Genomic DNA, 13,759 nt, shown 5'->3' on the forward strand with positions numbered 1-13,759 from the left:
AGAGCCTTTTTTGTTTTGCTTTGATATAATTGGTGTAAATTACATTTAGAAAGGGAAAAAAGTTATGAGTTTGAATTTTGTGCTAGGCACAGCGGCTAAAGACCACCAGACGTTACTGTTAGAGCAGATAAAAAACATCAGTCAAACTGATCCTAAAGCCAAAATATATTACATCGTTCCCAATCATATAAAGTTTGCGGCTGAAGTTTCAATTTTAGATCAGTTACGGCAAAGTAGAGATCAAGATCTATTAGCCGCTACGGATATCCAGATCCTTTCTTTTTCACGGTTGGCTTGGTATTTTATGAAAAACGATCCTAGCTACCAGTTGCCCCGACTATCGGCTGCTGGAGCTAATATGTTGGTCCATAAGATCTTGCGGACTAAAAACGATGAATTGACGATCTTTAAGAGTGAGCAGACCCAGACTGGCTTTGTGTCACAATTAGCTGGTCAATTGATCGAATTGAGTTTAGCTTTGATCACAAGTGAGGATCTGTGGCATAGTTATGAGATGTTAGAACAGAGTAAAGATACCGATCTAGTAGCTAAGTTGCACGATCTAAGTATCGTTTATCGGGAATTTGAGCAACATATCCAGGGAAAATACCTTGGAACAGCTAATATGCTAGAAGCCTTAGCTAAAAAGTTGGCGCAAAGTGAGCTTAGTCACAGTTATTTTATCTTGGATGGCTTTTCCCAGTTCAACGCCGGCGAATATCAGATCATTACTAGTTTATTGCAAAATGCAGAACAAGTGACCGTTTCTTTAGTCTTGGATCGTCCATATGTCCATCATGCTCCAGAAGCAAGTGAGCTTTTTTACCGCTCAGGTCAGGTGTATTATCGCTTGTATCAGTTAGCACGCCAAGAACATGTTAAAGTCATGGTCGATAGTTTTGCTAAACAAGACCGTGTCAGTGCTGATCTAGTTACGCTGGAAGACTATTGGATTGCTTCAAATGATCTAAAACCATTTACCTTGACCGCTAAGTTGCAAGGTGATCTCCAACTCATCGAGGCTGATGATCGTTTAGAAGAAGTTAAATGTTTAGCCACAAAGATCCGCCAGATGGTCTTACTTGAGGGCTATCGTTACCAAGATTTCTTATTATTGACGCGCCATCTAGATCCGTATAAAAATATTTTGCAACCGACATTTGAGCAATTTGAGATCCCATTTTTTACCGATCTGCAAAAAAAGATGTCCGATCATCCCTTGGTCGAATTGATCCAAGCCCTCTTTTTGGTCGAACAGCGCAACTACCGCTATGAAGATATGATGCGCTTGTTGAAGACAGAGTTGTTGTTACCAAAATGTGAAGGTAAATTCATACCATTAGCCGAGTATCGCCAAGCTCTTGATCTAGCCGAAAATCAAGTCCTTAAATTTGGCTACCGTAAAAAGGGATGGTTAGGTGAAGATTGGGTCTACTATCGGTTTGGAACTAGTGATTTTGGCGCACGAACGAAAAATGAAGATGTGATCACCGCTAAGATCAATCTGATCAAAAATTATGTAAAAGAACTCTTGCCACCGTTTTATGCGAAGTTGGCTAAAGCTAGTACCGGAAAAGCTGCTGCCAGTTTGTTATATGAATTTTTAGTCGATGCCGGCGTAGTTGAACAGTTAGATCTTTGGCGTAAGCAGGCTTTAAAGGCTGGGAAGGTCGATGCTTCAACGCGTGAAGAACAGGTCTGGGGGACTTTTTGTGATCTTTTAGATGAGTATGTGGAGATCTTAGGTGAGCAGCCATTTGAGCCCCAAGATTTCTTAGATCTGCTCCAAGCAGGTTTTGAAGGAGCAACCTATAGTCAAGTCCCAACGACTTTGGATCAAGTTGTCATCTCTGAAAGCGGGATGGTCCAACCAAATGACAAAAAAGTCGTCATGCTTTTAGGGGCGACAGATTTAGTGATGCCCGACGTTGCTGTCAGTGAAGGGTTATTTTCCGATCATGATAAGGAAATGTTACAGCCGACTCTAAGTGAAACGAGTTACCTACCCGATGATACTGAACATGTTTTAGCCAATGAGCCTTTTTTGAATTATCTTGCCTTCTTGACGCCGACCCAAAAACTCTTTTTGAGTTATCCGCGAAGTGATAATGATCAGCTCAATCTCAAATGTTCACCCTATGTCGAGCGGATCAAACAAGCTTTAGAGCTTCCATTGAGCCACGCCCATAAAAATGATGGAACGAGTGATGCTTTAAATTATATCGGTACTAAACGGACCACAATGAGTGAACTCATCAAAGTCGAACGTCAAGCGATCACCGAACAGCGGGAATTACCCGAAGTTTGGGATCATCTATTCCAAAGCTTTCAACAAGATCCTGCGACTAAACCGTTGTTTGAGCAGTTAAATCGGAGTTTGGACTATAAAAATATTCCTGAGCAACTGACCCCTGAAAGTGTCAAAGGCTTGTATGGTAAAGAATTAAAGACCTCGATCTCGCGGCTAGAAGACTTTTATGCTAATCCGTATGAATATTTCCTAAAATACGGTTTGGGCTTAAAAGAACGTGAGATATTTGAGATGAACGCAGCCAATACAGGTGAATACTTCCATACGTTGCTCGATACATTTTTCAAATTGCTCTTAAAAAATGGGCAAGATCTCAAGTTATTAAAGGGGCCCGAATTTGATGCTTACTTTAGAGAAAGTGTCGAACTGACTAAACGTTTACCACAGTTTAAGATCTTGGATAGTTCTAACCGAATGCGTTTTTTGGCGCGACAATTGAATGCAGCGGCTAAACAAGTTGGGGGAGCAATCCACAAACAGCGGCAATTCAGCAAGTTAAAGACGATCCAGACCGAAGCTTTATTTGGACATGTAGGTGAATTATCCGGTCTAGCTGGGCTGCAATTCACCACACCAAATGATCGTTTAGTGACCGTGCGTGGTAAGATCGATCGGATCGACGAATTGGTTTTAGGGGATAAGCATTATCTAAGTTTGGTCGATTACAAGTCGAGCGCAAAGAAATTTGACCATGCGAAAGCTTATTTTGGCTTAGCGCTACAATTATTGACGTATTTGGATGCTTTACTCAAGAATAAGACGACTTTAGTTAAAGATGCTACAAAAGAGCAGATCGCGACAGCTGGTGCGATGTATATGCACCTTTACAATCCGACCTTCAAGCAAAAAGAGATCTATCAAGCTGTTTATGAAGATGAAGTGCTCAAAAAGAACAAATATAATGGGCTATTGCTAGATCAGACCGATGTGTTAGAGGGGCTAGATGAAAGCTTGCTCGAGAGTTCAGGTAATTCATTGATCTATCCTTTTAGACGAAATAAGAATGGGAGTTATAAAGCAACCGGCGCACAATTAGTGACTGCCGATCAGTTGGAGGCGTGGTTGTTACACAATGAAGAATTGATCAAACAAGCAACGGATATGATCTTTAGTGGGCGGCTCGATCTGATGCCCGCCTTGTTCAAAGATGGTTCGGCGTTACAATACACACCATATGAAGCGATCATGCAGTTTGATCCGATGCTACCTGAAAATAATTATTATCGGCTCCCAACGGAAAAGCCCGCCGATATTTTAAAACTTTTACAAGCTGAGGAGGAAAAATAATGGCTGAGATCAAATTTACACCTGGTCAGCTCCAGGCGATCAACGATGAAGGCAAAAATATTTTAGTTGCTGCTTCAGCCGGCTCAGGGAAGACCCGGGTGTTGGTCGAACGTGTTATCAGGAAGATCAAAGAGAAAACTGCGGTGGATGAGATGTTGATCTTGACCTTTACTGAAGCAGCCGCGCGGGAAATGAAAGAACGGATCCAAGGCGCTTTGCGACAAGCGATCAATGCTGAAGCCGACCCTGAGACTAAGCGGTTTTACCTACAACAACTGACAAAACTCAATGTAGCTGATATCAGTACGATCGATGCATTTTGCTTGCGTATGGTCCAAAAATATTACTATTTAGCCCAGGTCGATCCTGATTTTCGCTTGTTGACTGATGAAACAGAGCGGGCTTTACTGCGCGAAAGTGTTTGGGAAGATCTGCGGGAAGAACTTTACGGTAAGTTAGATCCCTTGTTCGAACAGCTGACCTTGAATTTTTCTAATGATCGCAGTGATGATGGCTTGACTGAACTTGTGATGGAGTTATTTGATTTTGCCAATGTCAATCCTGATCCCAAAGCTTGGCTTGAAGATTTGGCTAAAAATTATCATTTGGAAGCGGGTAATTTAGAGCAAAGTGGTTTTTATCGCAATGAATTCATGCCGTACGTCGCTGAGCAACTGCAAAAATTTGCCAACTATATGGGGCAAGCAGCGCAGATCTTAGAGGAGATCGATGATCCAGAAGATAAGTTAGCAAAATTAAAGGCTCTTTATCATACAGAAGAGCAAGCGCTGTGTAAATTAGCTGAGCTTGATCTGTCAACGATCTCGTATAACGAGCTAAAAGTGACTTTAGAGGCGGTCGAATTCAAACGGGCCCCTGCAGCCCGCTTGGATGATGAACAAAAAGTGCTAAAAAATCAAGCTCAAGCGCTGCGTGATGAGACGAAAAAGCAGTTGAGCGAACTTTTGAGTAATTATTTTAATGCCCAAGAAAGTGAGGCCATTGAGCTATTTACACAAGCTGAGATCTTGGCTAAAAAGGCAGCTGAAGTGGTCTTACGCTTCATGCGCCGCTATCAAGCAGAGAAAAAACGGCGCCATGTCTTGGAATTTAGTGATCTAGAACACCTGACGTTAAAGATCTTACGCCAACAAGAAGATACAAGTGTCAAAGAACTCTTGCAAGCACGCTACAAAGAGATCATGGTCGATGAGTATCAAGATACTAATCAACTGCAAGAAGCGATCTTGACGACTTTGGCGCAGGATAACATGTTCATGGTAGGGGATGTCAAGCAGTCGATCTATGCGTTTCGTTTGGCTGATCCAACACTATTTTTAGGTAAATATCAGAGATTTGGTCGCTCAGATGATCCAAACGAGCGGATCATTTTGGCTGAGAATTTCCGCTCAGCTGAAAATATCACGGCAACGACGAACTTTATCTTTTCACAGATCATGGATCAAAAGATCGGGGAAATGGATTATGACAAAAATGCGCAGTTAGTTTATGGAGCTAAGGATTACCCGGAAATGTCGCTACCGACTGAGATCTTGTTATATACCTCGGAAGAAGATCCTTTGAATGATCCAGCTAAAAAGCCATTAAAAATGCGTTGGGATCAAGAACCAGAAGCGATGGGGCCTGACTTTGAGATCAATTCCAATCAAGAAGGTCAGATCGCTTTAGTGGCTAAGAAGATCAAAGAATTGCATGATGAAAAGTTTGAGATCTATGACCGAGGATCAGGCCAGATGCGTCCGATCACATACGGCGATATTGCGATCTTATCAGAGACACGGACCAATCATCTATTGTTATCTGAAGAGTTGAAGCGACTAGAGATCCCATTTTATGTGCAGAAGTCCCAAAATTATTTTCAAACAACGGAATTGCGGATCATGTTGGCGCTTTTAGCTTTGATCGATAATCCTTACCAAGATATCGAGCTTGCTGCGGTCTTACGTTCACCGATCGTGGGGCTAAAGGAAAATGAGTTAGCCTATCTGCGGATCAATGATAAGAGCGGGGATTATTTCCACGCCCTAGAAAAATTCTATCAAGATCCAAGCAATCAAGGAAAAGAACCGTTTGTCCAAGCGCTTTATGCTAAGATCACACGTTTTATGGAGCAATTGCAAGGCTTTAGAGATCTGGCGCATCAAAATGAACTGGCTACCTTGATCCTAGCGATCTATGAGCAGACAGGCTTTTTGGATTATGTCGGTGGCATGCCAGGAGGGCCCCAGCGCCAAGCTAATCTGCATGCACTTTATGAAAGAGCCGCGATGTATGAACAGAGCAGTTTTAAGGGACTATTTCAGTTCATTGGTTTTATCAAAAAGATGCAAGAAAAACAAGATGATCTCTCCGAGGCGGTCTTAAAGACAAGCGATGACACGGTAAATATCATGACGATCCACGGCAGTAAGGGGCTGGAATTTCCGATCGTATTTTTGATCGATGCGGCTAAAAAATTCAATATGCGTTCACTGGATAAAAAGTATATTTTAAGTGAAAAAGCTGGTCTAGCGATGAATTACTTAGATCAAGAGCGCCGGATCGAACATGAGACTTTGGTCAAAAATCTTGCTAAACAAACCGCTAGAAATAAGAGTGCCGCTGAAAAGATGCGCTTGTTATATGTTGCCTTGACCCGGGCCAAAGAAAAACTCTTTATCGTGGCAGGCTATGATTCACGAGAACAAGTGGAAAAACTGGTCGAAAAGGCTCAAACTTCTGAATTGTTATTGCCAGATGATGTTCGCGCCAATGCCAAAAATTTCATGGATTGGATCTTGCCCGCAGTTGCACGGCGGGAAAATATTGCTCAAGCATTTGATCTCTTAGTGCGACCACACCCAGCTTTAGATGAGATACCAGCCGAATTTGCATTGGATTTTGCTAATTACAACGATATTGCGGATGAACAACGGCTAGCGCAAGTAGATCTAACTAAGTGGTTTGATGAGCAAACCACAGCCCAAACCAAACTTACCCCTGAGATGATAACTAAGATCGATCAGATCCTAGCAGGTAAGTATCAACATGAAGCGGCAACTAGGACTGCTGCCTATCAAGCTGTTTCGGATATCAAGCGTTTGTTTGATGATCCTGACCTTGAGAAAATGGCAAAGATCACGCCCGAGACAACGGCTAATCGTGAAGTCGGTGATTTTAGAAAACCGCGCTTTATGACAGAAGAAGTTCAAGTGACGCCAGCTGCCATCGGGACGGCTGTTCACTTGCTCTTCCAAGAATCGGATCTGACTCAGATCCCAACGATCACAACGGTCAATGCTTTATTACAACGTTTGACCGCTGATGGCTTGATCACGCCTGAAGTCGCTAAACGGATCGATGTTGCTAAGCTCGTAGCTTTTTATACGACACCGTTAGGCCAAGAGCTCTTAAAAAATCATACGCGGGCTAAGCGCGAAGTAGCTTTTTCGATGGTCTTGCCAGCGGGTAAAGTTTTTGAGGAGTTAGATGAGACCTTGACCGATCCGATCTTAGTCCACGGGATCATGGATGGTTATTTTATCACTGAAAATGATGAGGTCGTTTTATTTGATTACAAGACCGATCATGTTTATGGTGAAGATGGAGTCGAAAAGATCAAACAACGCTATCAAGGTCAGTTGAATTTATATCAAACGGCTTTGGAGCAGATCTTAAATAAACCTGTGCCCCATAAATATCTTTATTTAGTTGAACTTGATCAAGCTGTTGAATTACCGTGATGTCTAACAAATAAAATAATACGACAAGGGACCTACTATGACGCAAAATATGCATCGTAGTAGGTCCCTTACCGTATTATTTATTCATTTTTCTTCGTACTGATCAGTCTTTGTAGATGAATTTTCTTTGGAAGAATTTCACAACTTCAACGATGATGATCATTAAAGCACCAGCGCCTAAAACGATGCCCCATTGTTCTAACGCAAGCGTTGTAACGTGGAACGTGCTATTAAAGGCTGGAACGAAGATCGTCATTGCTAATAACACAGCTGAGGCCAAGACAGCAATGTTGAAGTACTTGTTGTTGAATGTTTCCTTAGAAAAGATCGTTCCATGGATCGATTTGGAGTTAAAGGCATGGAACAATTGGATCACACCTAGAGTTGCATAAGACATTGTCAACGCATCAGCATGGATCTGAGCTGATGTCTCATGGAATGGATAGTTGATCGCGATCCAATAGACCCCAAGCGTTAGGACACCTTCCAAGATCCCTTGGTAGATGATACTTGAACCGACACCATTAGATAGGAAGTTCGACTTGCTACCACGTGGTTTCTTTTTCATGATGTCTTTTTCGCCTTTTTCAACACCTAAAGCGATCGCTGGGAACGTATCTGTGACTAAGTTGATCCATAAGATCTGGACTGGAGCAAAGATCGACCAGTTGAGCATGGTCATCATAAAGAGTGTCAATACTTCACCCAAGTTAGCCGACAAGAGGTACTGGATCGCTTTTTGGATATTGGCAAAGACCTTTCTACCTTCGCGAACAGCTAAAATGATCGTGGCAAAGTTATCATCGGCTAGGACGATATCGGAAGCATTCTTAGATACTTCAGTCCCGGTGATCCCCATGCCGACCCCGATATCAGCAGTCTTTAGAGCTGGAGCATCGTTGACCCCGTCACCAGTCATCGCTACGATCTTGCCATGTGCTTGCCATGCCTTAACGATCCGTACTTTATGTTCTGGAGCAACGCGAGCATAGACCGAGTATTTAGCCACATTTTGCTTCAATTCTTCATCAGACATTGCATCTAGATCGCGTCCGGTGATCACACCACTTTCATCATTTGGTTGAATGATACCTAAGCGGATCGCGATCGCTCTAGCGGTATCTTTGTGGTCACCTGTGATCATAAGTGGGCGGATACCAGCTGATTTAGCTTCAGCAACGGCATCTTTGACTTCAGGTCTTTGAGGGTCGATCATCCCGATCATTCCGGCAAAGATCAAGTCATTTTCAAAATTATCCGATGTTGCTTCAACGTTGCTTTCTGCTTCAGTCAAAGGCTTATATGCAAAGCCTAAAACACGTAAAGCTTCGAGCGCTAATTCTTGATTGGTGTTCAAGATCTTATCTTTATCGGCTTGCGTGATCGGTCTGACTTCACCATTATCTTCGATCTTAGTTGTTCGTTGTAAGATCTCATCAACGGCACCTTTGGTCATCAAATAACGTTGGCCAGCATGCGAAACGATCGCTGACATCATTTTACGTTCAGAATCAAAGGGGATCGAATTGATCCGTGGAAAATCATTTTGGACTTGTTTAACGTCCATTTGACGATCCAAATAGTATTGGATCAAGGCGGTTTCAGTCGGATCACCGACTAGGCCATCGGGCGTTTCTTGACTATCATTAGCTAAGATCATGATCTGGGCTAAACGTTTTTCAGGTGAGACTTTGAAGCTATCAGCTGCTACTAAGTTATGGTCAGTGTAGAGTTGTTCGACAGTCATCTTATTTTGGGTCAAAGTCCCAGTCTTATCAGAAGCGATGATCTCAGTTGTCCCTAAGGTTTCGACTGCTGGTAATTTGCGGACCAGCGCCTTGCGTTTAGCCATCGTCTGGGTACCTAAGGCGAGGGTGATCGTTACGATCGCAGGTAGACCTTCAGGGATCGCAGCTACAGCCAGTGAGATCGCTGTTAATAACATGTCTAAGACGGATTCACGTCCTGTCATGACCCCAAAGACAAAGATCACAACAGCGATGATCAAGATCAAAACAGTCAAGACCTTACTCAAATGGGTAATGTTTTTTTGTAGAGGAGTTACGGAGTTGTCAACTTCATCTAACATGGTAGCAATATGCCCAACTTGGGTCTGCATTCCCGTTGCAAAGACGACCGCTTCAGCTGTACCATATGTGACGCTGGTGTTCATAAAGCACAAGTTGCTTTGTTCGCCTAAAGGAGGTTCTTTTTCAGTCAAAACACTACTTTCTTTATCGACGGGCACCGATTCGCCCGTTAAAGCAGCTTCTTCGATCTTGAGAGAAGAAGATTCGAGGATCCGCATGTCGGCGGGAACGATATCGCCAGCTTCGAGCAAGACGATATCCCCTGGTACGATCTCATCACTTTTGACTTGCATGACCACACCATTGCGTTTGACACGTGAATAAGGGGTCGTCATTTCCTGTAAAGCATCGATCGCATTTTCAGCCTTGGCTTCTTGAAAGACCCCAAAGACAGCATTTAGGATCACCACTAAAAAGATGATCAAAGCATCGGATACTTCACCTGCAAGCATGGCAACTAGGGCAGCAACCATCAAGATCACGATCATCAAGTCTTTGAATTGAGCGATGAACTTTTGGAGTAAAGTTGTATGCTTCTTGGATTCTAAGACGTTAGGACCGTATTTTTCTTGACGTGCTTTGACCTCAGCTTCAGTCAAACCATTAGCTGAACTCTTTAATTCAGCAAGTGCCTGTTCTCCAGTAAGTTGATAATATTTCGTTTTCAATCACGAAATTCCTCCTTTAATGTGATTTATTAGGTTACAGGGTTATCGTATCACACTTACTTATTAAAAAGAAATTATTCGATGGTAAATTCATTGTAAATTTTATGTAAAATATTGGAAATTAAGGCAAAATAAATCCACATGTGCACACCTGACAGGGGCCCATGTGGAGCTATTTGTATTCAATTAATTGAACTTTTCCCGGGTTATCAGCAAAATCTCGCGAGTGATCCTGCAGTTAAGATATCCCGGTCAGAGCTCCACTAGTATGTCATGTGGTGCTCAATTATTTAGCAGCTTTTTCAGCTTCTTCGCGTTCCTTTAAGAAACTCAATACAGCTTGATGTTCTGCACGACGCTTCTTAACGTTTTTGTTGTTAACTGGGCGGCGGTCGTTACCAACGCCTACGTGTGTATTTTGTGACATGGTAGTCCCTCCCTTCATTACTCATGCAACTTTATATTTTAGCGAAAAACTTCCTAAATATCAAGGGTAAATTATAGTAGTTCTTTAAAAATAGCGGTTCTATGGTATAATTAGCGAAAGATTTGAGTAGAAAGAATGAATTGAAATGAGTATTTTAGAAGTAACAGATCTCTCGATGAGTTATGCGGATAAGCAACTTTATGATCAAACTTCATTTGTCTTGAACAAAGAAGACCATATGGGAGTTATCGGCCAAAATGGTGCGGGAAAATCGACTTTGATCCGCTTGATCACGGGCCAGACTTTACCGGATGAAGGGCAGATCAAGTGGCAACGTGGCAAAAAGATCGGTTATCTCGATCAATATGCAGAATCAGCGCATGATCTGACTATTGGTGACTTTTTGCAGAGTGCGTTTAAGGAATTATACGAGATCGAAGCTAAACAAGCTAAGTGCTATGCTGATTACGCAACAACTTTTGACGATGCTTTATTGGCCAAAGCGGGTAAATACCAAGAACAGTTAGAAGCAGCTGATTTTTATGGTTTGGATGTCAAGATCGATCAAGTCATGACCGGGCTAGGGATCGATGCCCTAGGTAAAGAACGTCAAGTCAGCAGTTGTTCTGGCGGGCAACGTTCTAAAATCATTTTAGCTAAATTATTATTGGAAGAACCCGATGTTTTACTCTTAGATGAACCGACAAACTATTTGGATACTGAACATATCGAGTGGTTGATCGGTTATCTAAATAAATTTTCGGGTTGCTTTATGGTCATCTCACACGATTATGACTTTTTAGAAGCAATCACTAATACGATCATTGATGTGGCATTTGGTAAGATCACGAAATATACCGGTAGTTTCCAAGCTGCGATCAAACAAAAAGAAGTCAAAAAAGAAGTTCAACTCAAGGCTTATGAAAAGCAACGACGCCAGATCGAAAAAGACGAGGCTTATATTCGCAAAAATAAAGCGGGGACACGCGCTGCAATGGCTAAATCACGGCAAAAACGACTGGATAAATTAGAGCGCTTGACGCCACCAAGTGATAATCTCCAAGCTCATTTCAACTTCCCATATCTAGAACTGCTTTCGAGTGCGACTTTGCGGGTCAAAAAGTTATCGGTGGGATATAACAAACCGTTGCTCGAACCAGTGACGTTTTCGATGAGTCACGGGGAAAAAGTCGTACTTAAGGGATTTAACGGAGTCGGAAAATCAACGTTGATCAAATCGATCTTAGGCAAGATCAAAACTTTTGGCGGGACGGCCCAATTTGTTGATGCGGCGGTGATCAATTACTTTACCCAAGAGTTAACGTGGCAAGACCCCGAACAAACGCCGCTCCAAGTCTTACAAGATGCCTATCCTAAACTTGAGCCCAAGACGATCCGGCAACGCTTAGCTCGGGCGGGGATCAATGCGGCTAATACACTCAAACCGATGAAGTTATTGAGTGGGGGCGAACAGACTAAGGTCAAATTGTGTTTGCTGGAATTGAAACCAAGTAATTTCTTGATCTTAGATGAACCGACAAATCATCTTGATGATGAGACTAAGCAGGCCTTAAAACAAGCCTTGATGAATTTCCCAGGAAATGTTTTGCTGGTCACTCACGAAGCTTCATTTTATGCTGGTTGGATCGATAAGATATTTGATGTGGAAAATATCCAGCTAAAACGCTGATAAAGTTGACATTTTCCAGGCTTATCCTTATATTGAATTAAGGTCAATTAGTTAAGAAAGGATCACTTTAATTATGAAAAAAGCAAGTTGGATCCATTGGGCAGTTGCAATTATTTTAGTTGGACTTGCAGGATATAGTGCGGTATATATTCACCGTGCCGAAGAAAAAAATGCGCTAAAAGTTGAGCGTCAAGCAAAACTTGATAAGCAAGAAGAGAAACGAAAAAAAGAGCTTTTGCGGGAACAAAAAAAGCATATGCGAACACCGATCGCTTGGGACCAGCCGTCAGAGACCTTGCCATATCCTGATGTAAGTCAGGCTGTCAAGTCTAAAAAGCTCGAGCAAAAGATCTGGTTATTGGTCTCACCAAATAAACAACGCGTTTACGTGCGCCAAGGACCGTATACGTTATACACGATGTATGCTTCGATCGGGAAAAATTTTGAAAATGTCAAGAATTATCAAGAAACACCAACTGGAGATTTTAAGCTTCAGAAGGAACGTGGTGAAGAATTCTACGACGCGACGAAGGGCTATGGAGCTAAATACTGGACATCGTTTAGAGGATATGGTGCATATCGCTTTGAGTCAGTGCCATTTGATCAGGCGGGAAAAGTTATCGAAAGTCAAGCTAAAATGTTAGGGCAAAAGGTGACCAAAAAACACAATGTCAAAGCATATGGTAGCATTCGTTTGAGTGTAGCTGATGCTAAGTGGATCATGGATAACCTTCCAGCTAAAACAAAAGTCGTGGTCGAAGATAATGATCCTAAGCATGATGCATGGGAGTATATGAAAGATTGATAAAAAAGGCTCACATCGATATTTTTCGATGTGAGCCTTTTTTATTAGCCGTTGATCACGACTTTTGTACCGGTTTTTAAGTTTTCTGACATCCATTTTGAATCAGGAATGCTTAGACGGATGCAACCGTGAGAAGCGGATTTTTTACCTAGCTTTTTAGCTTCTTTGACGTTGTAATTGCCAGAAGCATCCGTTGGGACCGAATGGAAGAGGTAGATCCCATGGTCTTTGAATGAGACCCAATTATTAGCCCCTTCATTTAGGGATGTGTTGTAAAATGAATCACCGCGTTCGGGTTCGATGTAGAAAGTACCAGTTGGGGTGTAACTTTCGTATTTACCAGTTTCTTCATCGTGATGATAACTCCCGCCAGACGAATACATCGTATAGATCACTTTATCGCCTGACATTAGGTAAGTCCGATTCTTTTTAAGATCGACCTTGACCCAAAAATCACTGACTTGGTCTAGATCAGGATAAGGTTTGGTTTCAGAAGACTTTTGCCAATCGATCGGGGTTCGCATGGTCTTACTCTCAGAAGCAGTTGTTTTTTTAGCAACTGTAGCTTTAGTCGCTTGAGTTTTTTCAGTTATCTGTGCTTGAGTCGTTGTTGAAGTTGGTGATTGTTTAGTTACACGGTAGATCAAAAAGGCACCGCAGATGATCACAGCGATCGCGAGACTCAAATAAAAGCGAGAACTTTGTGGTTTCATATTTTAGTCTATCCTATTCTTTAGT

The 13,759-nt window shown here is 42.2% G+C and carries 7 protein-coding genes; 4 read left to right on the top strand and 3 right to left on the bottom strand.

The window, feature by feature from the left end; translation table 11 throughout:
• The first annotated feature begins 64 nt into the window (after nucleotides 1-64).
• Nucleotides 65-3,598, top strand: a complete 3,534-nt coding sequence (locus ABT996_RS07015; protein WP_035448451.1) for a PD-(D/E)XK nuclease family protein — start codon at nucleotides 65-67, stop codon at nucleotides 3,596-3,598.
• Nucleotides 3,598-7,341, top strand: a complete 3,744-nt coding sequence (gene addA / locus ABT996_RS07020) for a helicase-exonuclease AddAB subunit AddA (RefSeq protein WP_035448450.1) — start codon at nucleotides 3,598-3,600, stop codon at nucleotides 7,339-7,341. Before ABT996_RS07015 ends, addA begins: the two co-directional genes overlap by 1 nt.
• Before the next feature lie 103 nt (nucleotides 7,342-7,444).
• Here the strand turns inward: addA and ABT996_RS07025 are convergent, their stop codons facing one another.
• Nucleotides 7,445-10,099 carry a cation-translocating P-type ATPase gene (locus ABT996_RS07025; RefSeq protein ID WP_035448448.1) on the bottom strand — a complete coding sequence of 885 codons (2,655 nt, stop codon included), beginning with the start codon at nucleotides 10,097-10,099 and terminating at the stop codon, nucleotides 7,445-7,447.
• A 286-nt stretch (nucleotides 10,100-10,385) separates the two neighbouring features.
• On the bottom strand, nucleotides 10,386-10,526 hold the full coding sequence (locus ABT996_RS07030) for a hypothetical protein (RefSeq protein ID WP_004051430.1): 141 nt from the start codon (nucleotides 10,524-10,526) through the stop codon (nucleotides 10,386-10,388).
• Nucleotides 10,527-10,671: 145 nt separating this feature from the next.
• Between ABT996_RS07030 and ABT996_RS07035 the strand changes: the two genes are divergently transcribed.
• Together ABT996_RS07035 and ABT996_RS07040 are read left to right on the top strand one after the other, a co-directional pair.
• Nucleotides 10,672-12,216, top strand: coding sequence for an ABC-F family ATP-binding cassette domain-containing protein (locus tag ABT996_RS07035; RefSeq protein WP_035448446.1), 1,545 nt, complete (start codon nucleotides 10,672-10,674; stop codon nucleotides 12,214-12,216).
• A gap of 73 nt (nucleotides 12,217-12,289) precedes the next feature.
• Nucleotides 12,290-13,021, top strand: coding sequence for a L,D-transpeptidase (locus tag ABT996_RS07040; RefSeq protein WP_010688493.1), 732 nt, complete (start codon nucleotides 12,290-12,292; stop codon nucleotides 13,019-13,021).
• Nucleotides 13,022-13,065: 44 nt separating this feature from the next.
• Here the strand turns inward: ABT996_RS07040 and ABT996_RS07045 are convergent, their stop codons facing one another.
• A complete protein-coding gene (locus ABT996_RS07045; protein ID WP_035448444.1) occupies nucleotides 13,066-13,734 on the bottom strand; it encodes a L,D-transpeptidase in 669 nt (222 codons plus the stop codon).
• Nucleotides 13,735-13,759 lie beyond the last annotated feature (25 nt).

Origin of the sequence: Ligilactobacillus sp. RTP31139st1_D10_RTP31139_211217 (genome assembly GCF_040226755.1) — a bacterium.
Classification (GTDB): Bacteria; Bacillota; Bacilli; order Lactobacillales; family Lactobacillaceae; genus Ligilactobacillus; species Ligilactobacillus animalis.